This window comes from Acidobacteriota bacterium (genome assembly GCA_039683095.1).
Taxonomy (GTDB): Bacteria; Acidobacteriota; Aminicenantia; order Aminicenantales; family Saccharicenantaceae; genus RBG-16-66-30.
Genome location: JBDKSB010000012.1, coordinates 385,232 through 403,965, shown reverse-complemented (window position 1 = coordinate 403,965; position 18,734 = coordinate 385,232). Strand labels below are relative to the sequence as shown.

Here is an 18,734-nt window from a genome sequence, read left to right as displayed (position 1 = left end):
CGCCCTGCCCGGCGTCCAGGCGGCGGCCGGGGGGCAAGGCGCAGCGCGCATGAAGCGGAGCAGTGATTTCCGGCTGCAGCGCGTCGGGGGCCGGGACCTGCTCGTGCCGCTCGGCGCGAAGGTCCTGGAGATGAACGCCCTGGTCGTCCTCAACGCCGCCGGCCGCTGCGTCTGGGAACTCTTGGCGGAGGACCGCTCTCCGGAAGAGATCGCGGCGGGGGTCGCCGCGAGGTTCGCCGTCGACCCGGAGCGGGCTCGCGCCGACGTCCGGGCCTTCCTCGACGAGCTCGGCCGCAAGGGGCTGCTCGAGCCGTGACCGCCCCGGCCCGGGACTATGGATCGCTCGTCCGGGCCCTGCTGCGGCGGGCGGCCGCCGACCGCCAGCCGGCCCACGGCACGTTCGAGCTGACGGCCCGCTGCAACCTGGACTGCCGCATGTGCTATGTCCGCCGGCCCCCCGGCGGCGCGGGGCGGGAGGCGGACGCTGACATCCCGGGCCAGGCCTGGCTCGAGCTGGCCCGGCAGGCGGTCGACGCGGGCATGGTTTTCCTGCTCGTCACCGGCGGCGAGGCCCTGGCCCGCCGCGACTTCTTCGGGATCTACGAGCCTCTGACGCGGCTGGGCCTGGTCCTGGCCCTCTACACCAACGGCACCCTGATCACCCGGGACGTGGCCGCCCGCCTGGCCCAGGCGCCGCCCAGCCGGATCGAGATCACCCTCTACGGCGCCACTGCGCCCACGGCCGAGGCGGTCACGGGCGTCCCGGGCAGCCACGCCGCTTGCCTGAAGGGCATCGAGGCCCTGCTCGAGCGCGGCCTGCCGCTCGGGCTCAAGACCACCCTGACCCGCCGCAACGCCGGCGAGCTCGAGGAGATGCGCCGGACGGCCCGAAACTGGGGCGTGCCGTTCTCCGCGAGCTGGCTCCTTTCCCGCCGACCCGACGGGGCGCCCTCGGCGGCGGACGACTGCCGTCTGCCGGCGGAGGAGGGGGTCGGGCTCGAGGCCGCGGACCGGGCCTCGGCCGACGAATGGATCGAGCTCGCTCTCAAGGGCGCCGCCGCCCCGGCCCACGGGAATTTCTATTGCCGGGCCGGCCGGGCGGCCTTCGTCGTCGACGCGGCCGGGCGGATGAACGCCTGCTCGCTCCTGCCCCGGCCGGCGGCCCGGCCGCTCGAGATCGGCTTTCGCGCGGCCTGGCGGAGCGTCTGCGCCTTCGTCGACGCCGCGCCGCCGGCCTCGCCGGTGTGCGGAGACTGCGAGGCGCGGGCTTTCTGCGGCCGATGCCCGGCCTGGTCGCTACTTGAGACCGGCACGCTGACGGAGCCCGTGCCTTATCTTTGCGGCATCGCCCGGGCCCGGCGGGAGCGTTTCGGGACGCGCTAGGGCTTGAGTTCGGCGATCCGGCGCTCGATCCGGTCGAGCCGGTCCTCGAGGCCCGAGCGGTCGGACTCTCGCAGCCGGGCCACGTAGATCGCCTTGCCGGCCTCGACGCCCAGGACCCGCAGGCCCCGCTCGAGCGGCGTCGTGTAGCCCCGGCCGTTCCGGCGGGCGCCGAGGGCCAGCACGCCGCTGAGCTCGGCGCCTGGGGTCCTGGCGGCGACGAGCGGCACGAGGAACGAGAACGCCGAACCGTCGGGCGGCGCCACGACCCCTCCCTGGCGGAGCCGGCCCCGGGCCTCGTCCCCAAGCGCGAGCTCGTGCGGCGACCCGGCGCCGCTGGGCGTTTCCCTGGCCAGGACGAGCCGTCCGTCCCCGCCTTCGGGAACGTAGGCCGCGGCCGCGGCCAGGTCCAGCTGCCCGGCCACGCTGCCGACCAGCGTGCCCATCAGCTCGCCCGGGCCAAGCCAGGCCTGGAGCTCGAGGCCGAGGAGATCGCTCGTCTCGTCAAAGGTGACGTCCTCGGGCTTCATGCGCCGGTCGACGAAGCGCTGGACGCGGGCCCGCAGGGGATTGAAGGCCAGGATGGGGAAGGCGGCGGTGATGAGCACGGCCAGCGCCGGCGAGACCTTGCCGGCCAGCCGGCCGATCAGCCGGCTCACGAGGGGCAGAAGGACGGCGCTCAGGACGGCCAGGAGCGTGGTCACGGAGCTGTAGACGAGCGACCGGTTGATGACGACGTCGATGTCCCAGAGCCGGTGCTTCAGCAGGGCCCGGCCGATGGCCACGGCCAGCAGGGCGTAGGGGACCTGGTAGCCGAGCGTGCTGATCTGCCAGAGGACGAAGACGGCCACGCCCGGGACGCCGGCCGGGCGCCGGGCCAGCTCGCCGATGGCCAGGGCCGCGGCCTGGGAGACGGCGTATCCGACGACGACCGAGGCCAGCGCCGCGACGAACCACTTGATCTGCTCGCGCTCCGCGGGCGTGGCCGCCCGCCGGTAGCGGCGGACCTGGGCGGCGAACATGGCCACGATCATCGCCAGGTAGACGGCCAGCGCGGGAACGGACCCCCAGTTGCCCGGACGCGCCGCGGGCCAGAACCATTGGGCGAACGTCCAGGCCCAGACGACGGCGGCCATGACCCGGCCGCCGCGAGGCACCCAGCGGCCGTTCGGGTAGAGGAATCCCATGAAGGTGAAGGCCGCGGCGAATCCCGTCGGCACGAGCGCGGCCGCCAGCCGGCCCCAGCCGCTGGGTTCGTAAGCCAGGACCTGGACGCTCGTGGTGGCCGCGGCGCCGAACGTGGCCAGCGCGACGGAGCCGAAATAGGTCAGCGGGGTGCCGCGGCGGTGCAGGATCAGCACGACCGAAACGCCGAGGTAGACCAGGAGGACGACGATGTCCAGGAAGATCAGGTAGCCGATGATGACGTTCGTCCCGATGCCGATGGAGCCCAATCGCTCGGCGATGCTGCCGGGCTCGGGGGACCTCATGACGGAGACGGTGCGGGGTGGGGAGTCGCCGGTGCGGACGGTCAGGCTCACGGCCGTTCCCGCCCGGCCGTCGAGCCGGCCGAGGATCCGGGCCGGGGCCGGGCTGCCTTTCAGGGCCTGGCCATCGACGGCGACGAGGATGTCGCCTTGGGCGATCCCGGCCTTGGCCGAGGGGGTGCCGGGCGCGACGCGGGTGAAGACGACTTCGCCGGAAGCGTTCACCTGGCCCTCGACGCCGCCGAGGGAGACGGTGCGCTGCCGCTTCAGGTTGGCGGGGATGGCGACGATGATGACGACGACCGTCAGGATGAGGACGGCCAGGGAGGCGGGCCGGAGAAGCGCCGTCCGCGCCCGCGGGCGGGCCGCGGCGGGCGGCGCTTCCGGAAGGCGGCTGCCGGTCATGGATCGATCCCCGGCCGGAGTGTAAGTCAGGCCCCGCGGCTTGTCAATCAGAAGGGGTCAAACCCACTTTTTGCGCATTTTTGAGCAAAAAGTGGGTTTAGCCCCTTCTTAAGATCTGGCTTTATCGCGAGGCCTGGGCGTCGTAGAGCTTCTTCAGCATGACCGCGTCGGCCTCGAGGTTGGGGCTCTCGCAGATGACCAGGCCCTCGACGCCGAGGTCGCGCAGGGCCTGGAGCCATTCGTCGTACCGGAAATCCGTCTCCCCGAGGTTGAGGTGCTTGATCTCGCCCTTGTCCCCGAAGTGGATGCCGGCGATGTGGATATGGGCGTTGCGCAGGGACCGCGGACCGAGCTTGCGGGCCACCTTGGTCAGGACCCGCTCGAATTCGCCGTACGAATTGACTTTGCCTTCGCGGGCGTAGAGGTGCGAAAAATCGAGGCACGGCTGGAGGCCGTCGACGTCCCGGCAGAGCGACAGGACCTCGTCGAGCGTCCCGAGCTGGCTCCTTTTCCCCATGGTCTCGACCCGGAGCGCGACGGGCAGCCGCTCGGTCCGGACGACGGACTGGACGGCGGCCAGCTCCCGCCGCACGGCGTCGTAGGCCTTCTCGGCCTGGTCCTGGCCGTAGAAGGCGGCGTGGAAGACGACGCTCGTCGCGCCGCAGGCCGCGGCGACGCGGGCCGTCTTGAGCAGGCGGTCGCGGCTCTGCAGCCTGATGCCGGGGTTCTCGGAGTTGAAGTTGATGTGGTAGGGGGCGTGGACGCTCAGCCGGACGCCCAGCCGGCCGGCCGTCTCCCTGACCTTGGCGGCCGTGTCGAGGCCCATCTTGACGCCGTTGACGAACTCGATCTCCAGGGCGTCGAGCCCGAGGGCCCTGATCCGCTCGATCCCGGCGAGGCTGGAGTCGTCGGCCGCGGAGAAGGGAACGCCGGCCGTGCCAAAGCGCAGGCCACTAGGCGCATTCGCCATCGGCGGTCCCCTTGGCGCCGAGGAATTCGCCGACGATGCGCATGGCGCAGAACTCTCCGCACATCGAGCAGGCCCGGCTCTTCGACCGGCGCCTCTTGCGCACGGCCGCGAACTTGACCGGGTCGATGGCCAGGCGCCGCTGGGTCTCCCAGTCGAGCCGCTTGCGGGCCCGGGCCAGCTCGCGGTCGCGGAGGAGCGCCCCGGGAACGCCCTTGACGATATCGGCCGCATGGGCGGCGATCTTCGAAGCGATCAGCCCCTCGCGGACGTCGTCGTCCGTGGGCAGGCCGAGATGCTCGGCCGGGGTGACGTAGCACAGGAAATCGGCGCCCGCTGCCGCGGCCACGGCCCCGCCGATGGCCGAGACGATGTGGTCGTAGCCCGGGGCGATGTCGGTGACCAGGGGCCCGAGGACGTAGAACGGCGCGCCGTGGCAGACCCGCTTCTCCAGGCGCATGTTCATCTCGACCTGGTCGAGCGGGACATGGCCCGGCCCCTCGACCATGACCTGGACGCCGGCCGCCCGGGCCCGATCGACGAGCTCGCCGAGCGTCAGCAGCTCCTCGATCTGGGGCCGGTCGGTCGCGTCGACGACCGAGCCGGGACGCAGCCCGTCTCCCAGGCTGAGCGTGACGTCGTGGCGCCGGGCGATCGCGAGCAGGCGGTCGAAGCGGGCGTAGAAGGGATTCTCCCTGCCGTTGTGGAGCATCCAGGCCAGCAGGAAGGCCCCGCCGCGCGAGACGACGTCCGCGACGCGGCCCTGCTTCTTCAGGCGGTCGATGGCCTTCAGTGTCAGGCCGCTGTGGACGGTCATGAAGTCGACGCCCTCGCGGGCCTGGGCCTCGACGGCCTCGAACAGGTCCTCTTCCGTCATTTCGACGATGGACTTGCGGCGCTCGAGGATCCTGACCGCGGCCTGGTAGATAGGAACGGTTCCCAGCGGGATGGGCGTCCGGGCCAGGATGGCCTTGCGGATCCGGACGAGGTCGCCGCCCGTGCTCAGGTCCATCAGGGCGTCGGCCCCGTAGGCCAGGCTGATCCGGACCTTGCGCAGCTCGTCGGCCAAGAGCGGGAAGTCGCGGGAGGTGCCCAGGTTGACGTTGACCTTGGTCCTCAGGCCGCGGCCGATCCCCGCCGGCCGGGCCGGGGCGTGGGCCGGGTTGAAGGGGATGACGACCTGGCCGGCGGCGACGAGCTCGGCCAGCTTCTCCGGGGCGACGGACTCGTCCCCGGCGACCTTCTTCAGGGCCGGGCTGAGGATGCCTTTCCTGGCTTTTTCGAATTGCGTCATGTTGGTCCGGAAATCTCGGACGGAGCGAAAGAAAAGTATAGAGTAGGGCCCTTGGACTGTCAAGGAACCTGGCGGCCGGGGACCGGATTAGCCGCGGGGTGAACGGCCTCACCCCGAAAGGTCATCTCCGGGGGTGGTTTTTCACCCCGGGATTCATCCGGGCCGACGATTGCCGGCCAGGGGAGGCCCCCTTATCATGGGCCCGCTATGGAACGGACCGCCCGCGCTCTTTCTCCGGCCGAAGGTTCGGCTATAATGGGGCGATCCCTTCACGCGCAATAGCCGATAAGACGCCCGAACTTCCTGCCGCGAGGTGCGGCGTTTTGTCCAACGGCGGTAGCCTGCCTCGAAAAGTCTGTCATTCCCATGGACGTCCCTCATAAGCTCATCGTCAGGAACACGGTCCTGAACTTCTTCGGGCTGGCCGTTCCCCTGGCCGTCGGCTTTTTCACCATCCCCCTGGTCGTCCGGGCCCTGGGAACGGAGCGCTTCGGCATCCTGGCCCTGGTCTGGGTCGTCTTCGGCTACTTCGGCCTGTTCGACCTGGGCCTGGGACGGACGACGACGCGCTGCGTCGCCGACTGCCTGGGGCGCGACGAGACCGGGAAGCTCCCGGCCTATCTCTGGACGACCGTCCTGCTCCAGACGGCCATAGGGGCCGCGGCCGCCGTCCTGCTGCAGGTCTCGGCGCCGCTCATCGTCAGGCGCTTCCTCAACATCCCGGCCGGCTTCGAGGCGGAAACGATCCTGACGCTGCGCCTCGTCGGCTGGTCCCTGCCGGTCATGTTCATCAGCTCGTCCTTTCGCGGCGCCCTCGAGGCGGCCCAGCGCTTCGAGCTGGTCAACGCGGTCAAGGTCCCGCTGAACATCCTGTTCTACGTCCTGCCGCTTCTAGGCGTGGCCCTGGGCTATTCGCTCCCGGGGATCGTCGTCCTGCTGGTCCTGTCGCGGGTCGCGGCCATGGCCGCCTGGGGGGCGATGGACCTCCGCGTCCTGCCGGCCCTGCGGGCCCGGCCCGTCCTGCGCCGAGACCTTGTCCGGCCGCTCTTTTCCTTCAGCGGCTGGCTGGGGCTGTCCGGCATCCTCTACGCCGTGACGACGTCCATCGACCGGCTGGTCATCGGCTCGCTGCTCTCGGTCGAGGCCGTGACCTACTACAGCGCGCCGTACGAGGCCATCAACCGGATCGGGGTCGTCCCCGGCAGCCTGTCGATGGTCCTGTTCCCGGCCTTCAGCGCCCTCGACGCCGGCCGCCGGGCCGAGAAGATCGAGGCGCTCTTCGCCCGGTCCGTCAAGTTCCTCCTGCTCACGACCGGGCCGATCTTCGTGCTGCTGATGTTCTTCGCCGGCGACGGCCTCCGGCTCTGGCTCGGGCCCGACTTCGCGGCCCGGAGCACGTTCGTCGTCCAGATCCTGGCCGCCGGCTTCCTCGTCAACACGGTCATCGCCGTGCCGAACAACTACCTGATCGGCATCGGCCGGGTCGATGTCGCGCCCAAGTACCAGGCCGTCGAGCTGGCGGTCTTCACGGCCCTGATCTGGGCCGGGGCCAGGCTCGCCGGCATCAACGGCGTGGCCGCCGCCTCGGCGCTGCGCCTGACCGCCTTCTCGGTCTTCCTGATGATCGTCTCGTTCGCCCCGGGCCGGATCCGCTTCGGCTACGTCTGGAAGAACGGCCTGGGCCAGGCCCTGTCCGTCCTGGGGCTCTTCGCCGCCGGCCTGGCGGTCAGCCGCGCCCTGGGCTTCGGGCTGTGGGGCGCCGGCGCCTGCTCGGCGGCCTTCGCCGCGGCCGCCTGGTTCCGCCTGCTCGACCCCGAAGAACGCGGTTTCGTCGTCCGGGCGCTCCGGCCCCGGCGGACACCGGCCCCGGCCGCGGCGGCGGGAACGGAGGAGCGGGGATGACGCCGCGCGTCGCCGTCGCCCATCCCTTCCTCGTCGCCGGCGGCGGCTCGGAGGCCTGCGCGTTGTGGACCATCCGAGCCCTGCAGGACGACCACCGGGTGACCCTCGTGACCATGGGCCGCCCCGACCTGGCGGCGCTCGACGCGAAGTACGGCGCGGGCATCGACCTGGCCGGGCTCGAGGCCCGCTTCCTGCCCCTGCTCCCCGGGACAAGGACGGGGGGCGACGCGCTGCGGGGCGTCCCGCTGGCCCGCTACTGCCGCCGCCATGCCCGCGAGTTCGACGTCATGATCTCGGCCTACAACGCCATGGATTTCGGCAGGCCCGGCATCCAGAGGATCGCCGACTTCTCCTTCGACGAGGGCCTGCGCCGCGAGCTCGATCCGGCCGAAGGCGCGATCGCCGCCGCGAGCCCGCTCCACAGGGCCTCGGCCTGGAGATCGGCCTATCTCGGTCTGGCCCGGGCCCTGGCCGGGGACTGCAAGGAGGCCTGGAAAAAGAACCGCACCGCGGCCAACTCCGAGTGGACCGCCGGGGTCCTGCGCGACCGCTTTGGCCTGGCCTCCGAGGTCGTTTATCCCCCCGTCGCCGGTGCCTGGCCGCGCCTGCCCTGGAGCGAGCGCGAGGACGGCTTCGTCGTCATGGGCCGGCTGGTCCCGGAAAAGGGCATCGACCTCGTCATCGACATCCTCGGCCGTGTCCGGGCGCGGAAGCCCGTCCACCTGCACATCCTCGGCCGCCGGGTCGGGAGCGCCTACGCCCGCGAGATCGAGGACTTGGTCCGGCGCAACGCGGATTGGGTGCGCCTCGAGGGCGAGATGTACGGGCCGGAGAAAGAGGCTTTCCTGGCCAGGCACAAGTACGGCATCTCCGGCCGCCGGGCCGAGCCGTTCGGCATCGCCGTGGCCGAGATGGCCGCGGCCGGCCAGATCGTCTGGGTCCCCGACCGCGGCGGCCAGACCGAGATCGTGGCCGACCCGCGGCTCGTCTACGCCGGGCGCGACGACGCCGTCTCGCGCATCGGCTCCGTCATCGGCGTCCCGGCCGTCGAAGCCGATCTTCGCGCCGGGCTCGAGCGCCGGGCGGCCACTTTCGCGCCGGAGCGCTTCGCGGCCGGCATGCGCCGCATCGTTCGCGATTTCCTGGAGGACGGCCGCCGCCATGGAGCCTAGGATCGCCTTCGTCGTCGCGACCAAGGACCGTCCGGACGAGCTGCGCCGGCTCTGGGCGAGCTTGCTCGCACAGAGCCGTCCCCCCGACGAGGTCGTCATCGTGGACGCGAGCGCGCGCCCGTCCCCGCCGGCCGGGCCGGGCGGCGGCCGGCCCGAACAGCGCTTCATCCGCTCGTCGATCGCCTCGGCCTCGCGCCAGCGCAACCTCGGGCTCGGCGCCGTCGGCCCGGACGTCGATCTCGTCGGCTTCCTCGACGACGACGCCGTCCTCGAGCCCGGCGCCGTCGAGGCGATGCTGCGCTTCTGGTCCCAGGCCGGCCCCGACGTCGCCGGGGCGGCCTTCAACATGGCCAACCATCCGCCGCTCGGCCTTCCCGGCCTCAAGCGGGCGCCGCTCGCCGAGCGCCTGGGCTTCTATTCCCGCCGCGGCGGCAAGGTGACCGCCTCGGGCTTCCAGACGATGATCGGGCCCGTCGACGCCGACGCCTGGGCCGATTGGCTTCCGAGCGGGGCCTCGGTCTGGCGCCGGGCCGTTTTCTCGCGTCATCGCTTCGACGAATGGTTCGAAGGCTACAGCTACCTCGAGGACCTCGACTTCAGCTACCGCGTCGGCAAGACCGGCCGGCTGGCCGTCGTCGCCGCCGCCCGCTACCTGCACCTGCCGGCGGCCGGGGGCCGCGGCGGCGGATGCGAGTTCGGCGTCCGCGAAGCGCTCAACCGCGTCCGCTTCGTCCGCAAGAACCCCGAGCTTTCCCTCGTCAGGTGCCGCGCGGCCCTCACGGCCAGGATGCTGATGAGCGTCGCGGCCGGCATCAGGGAGTTTCGGCCGGCGCATCTCGCGCGGGCCTGGGGCAACGCCGTGGGCCTGGTCCGTTCGCTCATCGAGCCCGGGCCGGCCGGCGGCGGCCGGGCCGCGATCCTGGTCTACGGCCAGGTCCCGCCGCCCCACATCGGGTCCAACGTCATGACGCGGCATTTCCTGGAGGCCGCGCGCAAGAGCGGCTTCGAGACGGTCCTGAGCCGGAAATCCCTGTCCGGGGACGTGGCCGACGTCAACAGGATCCGCCCCGCCAAGCTTTTCCGGCTTTTCGCCACCTGGGCCCGCTTCGGGAGCCGGATCCGGCGTGTCCGTCCCGCCTTGGCTGTTGTCTTCTCGTCCTCGACTGTCGTCGGGCTCGCGGCCGAATCGGTCATCGTCGGCCTCTGCCGCCTGGCCCGCGTCCCGTATGTGCTTTACCTACACACGGACGTCCACCGGCGGCTCCCGGCCGCGCCGTTCCCCCTGCGCCCGGTCCTTGCCGCCGAGTTCCGTTCGGCCGCCGCGTGCCTGGTCCTGGGCGGCGTCTTCCGGGACGAGCTGGAGCCGTGTCAGCCGGGGCGGGTCTTCGTCCTGCCGAACTGCGTGGACGATCCGGCCGGCCCGAACGGGACCCGTCCGGCCGGCGCGGCCCCGAAGATACTGTTCCTGTCGAACATCGAAGAGTCGAAAGGGATCATGACCCTGCTCCGGTCCGTCCCCCTCGTCCTGGCCCAGGCTCCGGGCGTCACGTTCTCGATCGTCGGCCCGTGGCGTGACGCGGCCATCCGCCGCCGGGTCGAGGACTTCCTCGCCCGAAACGCCCTGAAACGGTCGGTGATCCTGGCCGGCGAGGCCTACGGCGACCGAAAAAAAGAGATCATGGCCCGGCACGACATCTTCGTCCTGCCCTCGCGGCGGGAGGCCTTGAGCCTGGCCGTTCTCGAGGCCATGCGGGCCTCGCTGCCGGTCGTCTCGAGCGACGTCGGGGCGATGTCCGAGGCCGTCGTCGACGGCGTCACGGGCTTCCTCGTTCCGCCCGACGACCCGGAGGCCCTGGCCCGGCGTCTGCTGGACCTGGCCCTGAGCGCCACGCTCAGGTCGGCCATGGGACAAGCCGGCCGGCGCCGCTACGAACAGGAGTTCACGCCGGCCGTCTACGAGAAGAACGTCCGCGATATCCTGGCCCGGATCATGCCCGCGGAGGCCTCGTCGTGAAAAGGCTCAAGGTCCTGGTCTCGGCCTATGCCTGCCATCCGCTGGCGACCGAGGGATCCTTCCCCGGCGAGGCCATCCTGGGCTGGAACATCGTCCGGCAGCTGTGCCGCTTCCACGACGTCACCGTCCTGACCAGGCCGTACAACAAGGAGGCCCTGGAGCGCGGCCTGAAGGAGAAGGGCCTCGAAGCGACCTGCCTTTATCCTTCGCTGCCCCGGGCCTTCTCGCCCCTGCTCCGGCATTATCTCGGCTTCTCGCTCTATTATCTTTTCTGGCAGATCCGGGCCTGCGGCCTAGCCCGGCGGCTCGTCCGCGGCGGCTCTTTTGATATCTTCCACCAGGTGACTTTCGCCAACGACTGGATGCCGAGCTTCATCGGCGCCTATCTCCGGATGCCTTTTGTCTGGGGCCCGCTCGGCGGCGCCCACCGGACCCCTCCGGCCCTTTTGGCCGAGCTCGGGCCGCGCTTCCGGAGGAAGGAGCTGGTCCGGGAAGCCCTCAAGGACCTCTGGCGGGCCACGCCCTTCCGGCGGCGCGGCCTGAAGCGGGCCGCGGCCATCCTGGTCTGCAACCGCGAGACGGAGACCGCCCTGGCCGCCGCCGGTCCCCGGCTGAGGTTCTTCCCGGTTAACGGCATCGACGCCGCCGAGCTGCCTCCGGCGCCGCCGGCGGGCGATGCGCCAAGCCGGGGGTTCCGGGCGCTCTTTGCCGGCCGTCTCGACCCGATCAAGGGGCTAAAGCTCGGCGTCCGGGCCTTCGCCGCGCTCGGCCGCTCCTGCCCCGGCGCCACGTTCGAGATCATCGGCTCCGGCGAGGCCGAAGCCGAGGTCCGGGACCTCGTCCGGCGTCTCGGCCAGGAGGACCGCATCCGCCTGGTCCCCTGGCTCGACCGGCCGGAGCTGATGCGGCGCATGCGCGACTGCGACGTCCTTCTTTTCCCCAGCTTCCGAGACGGGGGAGGGGCCGTCGTCGTCGAGGCCATGGCCTGCGGCAAGCCGGTCATCTGCCTGGATACGGGCGGCCCGGCCTTTCACGTCCAGGACGCTTGGGGCATCAAGGTCGCGCCGGGCGATCCGGCCTCGGTCGTCGACGGCCTGGCGGCCGGGCTGGCGCGCCTGGCCGGGGACCGCGCCCTCCGGGAGCGGATGGGCCGGGCCGGCCGGGAGCGGGTCGCGTCGTTCTATCTCTGGGACAAGCTCGGCGACAGGCTCGCGGAGATCTACCGGGAGGTCCTTTCGGCGGGCCGGGCGGAGGAGGGGCGCCCATGACCCTGGCGCTCATCCTCTGGGGCCTGGTCTGGGGCGGCATGTTCACCGGACCGTACAACTTCATCCCCTGGCCGTCGCTCTACGACCGCCTGGCCCTCTTCCAGGCCGTCCGGGCCTTCCTGCCGCCGGCCGCCGCTTATTTCTGCGTGCTCTGGGCCCTGGCCTCGCGGGCCCGCTTCCGCTTCGGGCTGACCACGCTCGGCTGCCTGACCATTTACGGGGCGTTCGGCCTGGTCGCCTCGGTCTTCTATTCGCCCGATCCGGTCACGGCTGTCTACTGGGGCTCGGCCTACCTGGCGCCCCTGCTTGTCGCCTGGTTCGTCATCGAGCTTCCCGAGCCGCTGCCCGCGCTCAGGACCATCCTGCGGCTGAACGGAGCCATCATAACCCTGCTGCTGCTGGTCCTCCTGCCCGAGGCCTATCGCTTCGGGTTCGGCCGGGCTACGCGCTACGAGGTCTATCGCATGCCCTTCGGACTCGGCGAGGTCCGGGCCAACGGCGTCGGCCGCTACGCCGTCATCGTCCTCATCCTGGCCGGCGTCAGCCTGGCCATGTCGGCCACGAAGAAGCGCCTCCTCTGGCTGCCGATCGTCCTGCCGGCCGCCTTCATCCTGATGCAGACCCAGTCGCGCTCGTCCCTGCTCGGCCTGGCCGTGGCCAGCATGCTCTACGTCGTCGTCCGCGGCGTCGACCTCCGCTTCCTCGTCGCCGGCCCGGCCGTGGCCTACATCATCTGGATCTCGGGCGTGACCTGGCGGGCCAAGGGCGCGCTCGGCTCGCTCGTCTTCCTGACGGGGCGCGAAAGCACCTGGCGGAAGGGGCTGGGCCGGATCGGGGAGTCGCCCTTCTTCGGCTGGGGCTTCCAGGCCGACCGCCTCCTGCTCGATTCCCAGCACATGCACAATTCGTATCTCCACGCCGGCATCCAGGCCGGCCTGCCCGGGGCCCTGCTCTTCACCGCGGGCATCATCGTCCTCTGGGCCTTCCTGGTCAGGAGCGGCATCCTGAGGCGGATCGCCTCGGCCGAGGCGCCGGACCGGGCCCTGCTGACGCAGTCCGTCCTCATCCTCGGCTTCCTGACGGCCCGCAGCGCCTTCGAGTCGACCGCCGCCTTCTACGGCGTCGACCTCCTGCTCTTCGTCCCGGCCGCCGCCTACCTCTATCAATGGGCCTTCGACCATCCGGCCCCGGAGGGCCAGTGAAGATCCTCATCCACACGATGTACTTCTTCCCGGACTTCGGGAGCGCGCCGGTGCTCATGGACGAGCTAGCTCGCGGCCTGGTCGCCGCCGGCCACGAGGTCGAGGTCGTGACCACGCTGCCGCGGACGCGGGGCGCGGAGTTCCGCGGCCTGCTCTCCTCGACCCGGGTCGAAGGCGGGGCCGTCGTCAAGCGCCTGTGGGCCAACAGCGCCTCGCACCCGCTGGCCCGGCTCCTGGCCTGGAATATCTACACCGTTGGGGCGCTGGCCAACCTCCGGACCGTGCGCCGGGGCGACGTGATGTTCCTGCGGACGCCGCCCCTCCAGCTGGGCGTCCCGGCCCTGTTCGCCAAGGCCCTGCGCGGGGCCCGCGTGGTCGTCAACGTCCAGGACATCCACCCGGACCTGGCCATCGAGTCGGGCCTCCTGAAGAACCCGGCCGGCATCCGCTTCGCCCGGGCGCTCGAGAAGTGGGTCTACGGGCTGGCCGACCGCATCGTGGTCATCAGCGACGGCTTCGCCCGGAACCTCCTGGCCAAGGGCGTCCCGGCCGCCAAGATCGAGGTCCTGCCGAACTGGGTCGACACGGACTTCCTCCGGCCCGGGCCCAAGGACAACCCGGTGGCCCGCCGGCACGGCCTGGACCGGAAGTTCGTGGTCATGTATTCCGGGACGATCAGCATCAGCAGCAACCGGGCCCTGGAGAGGGCCCTCGAGGCGGCCGCGCTCCTGGCCGGCGACCGCGAGATCCTCTTCGTCCTGGTCGGGGAGGGGCTGAAGAAGCGGGAGCTCGAGGACAAGGCGGCGGCCCTGGGCCTGGCCAACGTCCTCTTCCTGCCCTTCGTGCCCTATCCCGAGCTGCCCGACCTGCTGGCTTCGAGCGACGTCCTGCTCGTGCCCCTCGACCGGGCCAAGTCGGACCTGTCCGTGCCGTCGAAGCTCTACACCTTCATGGCGGCGGGCCGGCCCATCCTCGGCCTGGCCGCCCCGGATTCGGAGGTGGGAGCGCTCCTCCGCGGCAACGATTGCGGCCTGGCCGCGCCGCCGGACGATCCGGCGGCCGTCGCGGCGGCCGTGCGGGCGCTGGCGCGGGAGCCGGAACGCCGCCGCGCCCTCGGAGCGAACGCCCGCGGCTACGCCGTCCGCCGCTTCGCCAAGGACAAGGTCCTGCGCTCCTATGACGCGCTCTTGAGGTCCATGGTATCCTAAGGGTCCCGATGTCGAAGCTCAAGAAGTTCCTCGTCTACGTCCTGCCGCTCCTGCTCTGGATGGCCTTCATCTTCCCGGTCTGGAACCGGGCCCTGGGCTCGAGCCGGATCTACGACATCTTCGCCGGCGTCTTCCGCTGGCTCGTCCCGCACGCTTCGGCCCGGGCCCTCGGCGCGGCCTACATCGTCTTCCGCAAGAGCCTGCATTTCGTCGAATACGGCTTCCTGGCCTTCCTTTTCTACCGGGCCTTCCGCGGCGGCCGGGGCCCGGCCTGGTCGCGGAAGGCGGGCGCCCTGGCGGCGGCCGCCGCGATCGCCTATGGCTTCCTCGACGAGTTCCTCCAGTCGTTCGTCCCCCGGCGCGTCGGCAGCCCGATCGACTGGGCCGTGGATGCCGCGGGCATCCTGACCGTCATGACGATCGTCGCCGCGGCGAGCAGAAGGAAGGACCGGAGCGGCGGCGGGGCGGCGGTCCTCAAGCGGACGTTCGACGTCGCCCTGTCCTCGCTCGGACTCCTGCTCTCGGCGCCGCTCTGGATCGTGATCTCGCTGGCCATCCGGCTCGAGGACCGCGGCCGCGTCTTCTACGCCCAGGACCGCGTCGGCCTGAACGGCCGGACCTTCCGGGCGCTCAAGTTCCGGTCGATGATCGAGGACGCGGAGTCGGGGAGCGGCCCGGTCCAGGCGACGGCCCGCGATCCCAGGGTGACGCGCGCGGGCCGGATCCTGCGGGCCACGGCCATGGACGAGCTGCCCCAGCTCCTCAATATCCTCAAGGGCGACATGAGCTTCGTCGGCCCCCGGGCCCTGCGGCCGAACGAGAAGGAAGTGAACGACGGCGCGGCCCCGGTCGCGCTCGCGGACATCCCCGGCTACCGGGAGCGCCACGCCGTCCGGCCGGGGCTGACCGGCCTGACCCAGGTGTTCCTGCCGGGCGAGACGCCGCGAAGGAAGAAGTTCCGCTACGATCTCGTCTATGTCCGGCGGCGCAGCTTCGCGCTCGATTTGCGGCTGATCGCGCTGTCGTTCTGGATCACCTTCCGCGGGAAATGGGAGTCGCGGGAGCCCAAGGTCTGATCATGTGCACGTCCGACGTTATCGTGGTGGGAGCGGGGCCGAGCGGGCTGCGGACCGCGGCCCGGCTGGCCGGCGCCGGCCTGGACGTGCTGGTCCTGGAGAGGAAGCCGCGCGTCGGGGCGGGCGTCGTCTGCACCGGGATCGTCGGCCTGGAGGTCTTCGACGACCGCGGCCTCGACCGCGGCGCGGTGGTCGACGATCTCCGCCGGGTCCGGCTGGTCTCGCCGCGCGCCAGCGAGCTCGTCTACGAGCACCCGCGGCCGTTCGCCTGCGTCGTCGACCGGGAGCGCTTCGACGGCGGCCTGGGCCGGGCCGCGGCGGCGGCCGGCGCCGAGATCATCTGCGGCGCCAGGGTCGAGGACATCGCCGTCGTCCGCGGCGGCGTCCAGGTCAAGGTGGCCGGCGCGAACGGCGGGGTCAGGCGCGAGAGCGCGGCCGTGGCCGTGCTGGCCACGGGCGTCGATTACGCCCTTCAGAAGCGGACCGGGCTGTCCTCGCCGCGCGATTTCCTGAAGGGGGCCCAGGTCGAGCGGACGACGCCGGACGCGGACATGACGACCCTGTTCTTCGGACGGAACGTGGCCCCCGGCGCCTTCGCCTGGTCGGTCCCGGCCGGCCCGGGCCGGGCCCGGATCGGCCTGCTGACCCAGAGGGACCCCAAGGGCTGCCTGCGCCGGCTTCTCGAAAGCCGCTTCGACGGCGCGGTCCCGCCGCCGGACGGGCCGGAGGCCATCCGGACCAGGCCCGTGGCCCAGGGCCTGCTCGCCCGGACCTGCGGCGACCGGATCCTGGCCGTCGGGGAGGCCGCCGGGCAGACCAAGACGACGACCGGCGGCGGGATCAGCTACGGCCTGGCCTGCGCCGACCTGGCCGCGGACGTCCTCCTCGAGTGCTTCGGCCGCGGGACCTTCGGCGCGGCCGCCCTGGCCGCCTACGAACGGCGCTGGAAGGCCCTGCTCCGGAAGGAGATACTGGTCGGCCGCTGCACCAGGCGCATGTGCGCCCGCCTGAGCGACGGCCGCATCGAGAGCCTGTTCCAGCTGGCCAGGACCGACGGCATCGTGCCAATCATCCGCGACAAGGCGGACTTCGACTGGCACAGCGGGCTTATCTTCGCCCTGCTCGAGCGGCTCTCCTTCATGAAGGTCTTCCGCGAGGTCCGGGACCGGCTCGGGCCGAACGATCTTTCCTAGATCCCGATAAAGAATCCCCCATGAAACGAACGATCGCCTGCGCCGCCGCCATCTGCGGGCTGGCCCTGGCCGCGGTTGCGCCGCTGGCCGGCCAGACCTACCGGAGCTTCCGCGAGGAGTACGAGGCGGTCCGCCAGCAGAACGGGCTCCGGCTCGGCTCTCTAAAGCTCGTGCCCCGCTTCCGGCTGACGGACGTCGGCTACGACTCGAACGTCTATTTCCGGGCCGAGGGAAGCCAGGTCGTCGCGGACGCCACGGCGACCGTCTCGCCGGAGCTCCGCGGCTACTGGCTCGGCGGCGGCTCGCTCATCCTCTCGGTCACCGAGAACCCGGAGTACCTGGCCTTCGCCCGGGAGAAGGAGCTGCGGGCCTTCTCCAACAGCTTCTCCGCCGGCCTGCGCTGGCTGGCCCTGCGTCGCTTCTCGCTCTCGGGCGAGTACCATGTCCTGAGCCACGTCCGCCGGGCCCTGAGCGAGTTCGCCGGCCGCATCCGGGACACGGCGACGGGAGGCGCGGCCGGCCTGTTCTTCGAGACGCCGCGGGGCACGGCCATCGGGATCACCGCAACGGTGGACGATTTCCGCTACCAGGACGTCGCCTCGAGCGCCCCGGACGACGCCTACGGCCGGGCCCTGGACCGCCGCGAGACGTCGGCGGCCTTCGAGGTCCACTACCGGGTCTTCACCCGGAGCTATCTCTTCGGCCTGGCCGAGTGGCGGGACTACGTCTTCCGCTTCGAGGGGTCGGCCTGGCGCGACGGCTCGTCGGTCGAGGCCGTCGCCGGCTTCCGCTTCCCTCTCACGGGCCTGGCCCGCGGAGAGGTGCGCCTCGGCTGGAAATCGTTCCGGCCCGATTCCCCGGACCGGAAGGCCTTCAACGGCCTGGTCGCGGCGAGCGAAGTCTCGCTGCGCCTCGGGCTCGCGGCCGTCAGCCTGGGCTTCGACCGGGACAACGCCTTCTCGTACAACGAGAGCGCCTATTATTACGTCGACACCCGCGGCCGGCTGACCCTGTCGCTCTATCTCGGCCGGTCCCTGCGGATCGACGGCGGCCTCCAGCTCGGCACGATCGTCTATCCCGAGCCGCAGACGGTCTGGACGGGAGGCGGCGCCGTCATCGTCGACCGCCGCCGCGACAGCCAGAGGAACTTCTCCGTCGGCCCGGTCCTCCGGATCTCCGGCACGGTCGGGCTCGGCCTGACCTACAATTTCTACAAGCGGACGTCGAACGCCCCCGGCTTCGACGTCCGCCGGAACTTCGTCGGGGCTTTCGTCACCTATGAATTCTAGCCTCCGGCCAAAGGAGCCTGCCATGAACGCCATCGCCCGGATCGCCGCGATCCTCCTGCTGGCCGCGGCCGCCCTCGGCGCCGCGCCGGCCGGCCCGCAGGACACCGGCGCCGAATACAAGATCGGCCCCAAGGATCTCCTCGAGATCACCGTCCTCGGGGTGCAGGAGATCAACAAGATCGTCGTCCGCGTCTCCGAGGAGGGCCGGATCACCCTGCCGCTCCTGGGCGAGGTCGTGGTCGGCGACCTGACCAAGTTCGAGCTCGAAAAGAAGCTGGCCGGGCTGGCCGGCGAGAAGATCGTCGTCAACGCCCCCCAGGTGACCGTCCATATCGTCGAGTACCGCAGCCGGCGCGTCTCGGTCGTCGGGGCGGTCGAGAAGCCGGGCCCGTTCGAGCTCCTGGGCCGGCAGACGGTCCTGGCCGCGATCTCCGAGGCCGGCGGACTGACCCGGGACGCGGGCGAGGACATCTTCGTCATCCGCCAGCTCCCGGGCGGCGAGAGCACCTCCATCCGCCTGTCCATCGACGGCCTGTTCGTCCAGGGCGACCCGAAGCTCAACATCGCCCTCGAGCCGGGCGACGTCATCAACGTGCCCGTCGACAAGGCCGTGCCCATCTACGTCTTCGGGCAGGTCAAGAGCCCGGGCGCACTCCAGGTCAAGCGCTCCAGCCCGCCGACCCTGACCCAGGTCATCGCCCAGGCCGGCGGCTTCACCGACCGGGCCAACCGCAAGAAGGTCCGGATCCGCCGCAAGGACGCGGCCGGCCAGGAGCTCGAGTTCACCGTCAACGTCCGCGACATCCTCAAGGGGAGGATCAAGGACATCCCCCTCCAGCCCAACGATACCGTGTACGTCCCGGAGAGCCTCCTCTAG

At 71.4% G+C, this 18,734-nt stretch carries 15 protein-coding genes; 12 read left to right on the top strand and 3 right to left on the bottom strand.

The genetic code is table 11. The features are described from left to right. Positions 1-49: 49 nt before the first annotated feature. Positions 50-316: a PqqD family protein gene (locus ABFD52_09695; GenBank protein MEN6561035.1), complete on the top strand. Its 267-nt coding sequence runs from the start codon at positions 50-52 to the stop codon at positions 314-316. Then, positions 313-1,383, top strand: a complete 1,071-nt coding sequence (locus tag ABFD52_09690; protein MEN6561034.1) for a radical SAM protein — start codon at positions 313-315, stop codon at positions 1,381-1,383. The genes ABFD52_09695 and ABFD52_09690 overlap by 4 nt, the downstream gene beginning before the upstream one ends. Here ABFD52_09690 and ABFD52_09685 read toward each other — a convergent pair. The 3 genes from ABFD52_09685 to thiC all read right to left on the bottom strand — a co-directional run bounded on the left by ABFD52_09685 (position 1,380) and on the right by thiC (position 5,533). Then, complete coding sequence (locus tag ABFD52_09685; protein MEN6561033.1) at positions 1,380-3,272, bottom strand: PDZ domain-containing protein; 1,893 nt, start codon at positions 3,270-3,272, stop codon at positions 1,380-1,382. The genes ABFD52_09690 and ABFD52_09685 overlap by 4 nt on opposite strands. A 121-nt stretch (positions 3,273-3,393) precedes the next feature. Continuing rightward, the gene (locus ABFD52_09680) at positions 3,394-4,242 is read right to left on the bottom strand and encodes a TIM barrel protein (protein ID MEN6561032.1); all 849 of its coding nucleotides are present in this window, start codon (positions 4,240-4,242) and stop codon (positions 3,394-3,396) included. Further along, on the bottom strand, positions 4,226-5,533 hold the full coding sequence (thiC, locus tag ABFD52_09675; protein MEN6561031.1) for a phosphomethylpyrimidine synthase ThiC: 1,308 nt from the start codon (positions 5,531-5,533) through the stop codon (positions 4,226-4,228). The genes ABFD52_09680 and thiC overlap by 17 nt, the downstream gene beginning before the upstream one ends. Positions 5,534-5,899: 366 nt before the next feature. Between thiC and ABFD52_09670 the strand changes: the two genes are divergently transcribed. Genes ABFD52_09670 through ABFD52_09625 form a run of 10 tightly spaced genes read left to right on the top strand, consistent with a single transcriptional unit; the run spans position 5,900 to position 18,734 of the window. After that, positions 5,900-7,435, top strand: coding sequence for a flippase (locus ABFD52_09670; GenBank protein ID MEN6561030.1), 1,536 nt, complete (start codon positions 5,900-5,902; stop codon positions 7,433-7,435). Further along, positions 7,432-8,607, top strand: a complete 1,176-nt coding sequence (locus ABFD52_09665; GenBank protein MEN6561029.1) for a glycosyltransferase family 4 protein — start codon at positions 7,432-7,434, stop codon at positions 8,605-8,607. Before ABFD52_09670 ends, ABFD52_09665 begins: the two co-directional genes overlap by 4 nt. Further along, positions 8,597-10,621 (top strand): glycosyltransferase, encoded by a 2,025-nt coding sequence (locus ABFD52_09660; GenBank protein ID MEN6561028.1) that lies wholly within the window; start codon positions 8,597-8,599, stop codon positions 10,619-10,621. Before ABFD52_09665 ends, ABFD52_09660 begins: the two co-directional genes overlap by 11 nt. Beyond that, entirely contained in the window at positions 10,618-11,889 is a 1,272-nt protein-coding gene (locus tag ABFD52_09655) for a glycosyltransferase family 4 protein (protein ID MEN6561027.1), read from the top strand. Before ABFD52_09660 ends, ABFD52_09655 begins: the two co-directional genes overlap by 4 nt. Further along, entirely contained in the window at positions 11,886-13,091 is a 1,206-nt protein-coding gene (locus ABFD52_09650; GenBank protein ID MEN6561026.1) for an O-antigen ligase family protein, read from the top strand. The genes ABFD52_09655 and ABFD52_09650 overlap by 4 nt, the downstream gene beginning before the upstream one ends. Then, positions 13,088-14,299 carry a glycosyltransferase family 4 protein gene (locus ABFD52_09645; protein ID MEN6561025.1) on the top strand — a complete coding sequence of 404 codons (1,212 nt, stop codon included), beginning with the start codon at positions 13,088-13,090 and terminating at the stop codon, positions 14,297-14,299. Before ABFD52_09650 ends, ABFD52_09645 begins: the two co-directional genes overlap by 4 nt. An 8-nt stretch (positions 14,300-14,307) precedes the next feature. Beyond that, positions 14,308-15,375, top strand: coding sequence for a VanZ family protein (locus ABFD52_09640; GenBank protein ID MEN6561024.1), 1,068 nt, complete (start codon positions 14,308-14,310; stop codon positions 15,373-15,375). A 2-nt stretch (positions 15,376-15,377) separates the two neighbouring features. Further along, positions 15,378-16,568 carry an NAD(P)/FAD-dependent oxidoreductase gene (locus ABFD52_09635; protein ID MEN6561023.1) on the top strand — a complete coding sequence of 397 codons (1,191 nt, stop codon included), beginning with the start codon at positions 15,378-15,380 and terminating at the stop codon, positions 16,566-16,568. Between the two features lie 20 nt (positions 16,569-16,588). Then, positions 16,589-17,857 (top strand): outer membrane beta-barrel protein, encoded by a 1,269-nt coding sequence (locus ABFD52_09630; GenBank protein ID MEN6561022.1) that lies wholly within the window; start codon positions 16,589-16,591, stop codon positions 17,855-17,857. 22 nt (positions 17,858-17,879) lie between these two features. Further along, positions 17,880-18,734, top strand: a complete 855-nt coding sequence (locus ABFD52_09625) for a polysaccharide biosynthesis/export family protein (protein MEN6561021.1) — start codon at positions 17,880-17,882, stop codon at positions 18,732-18,734.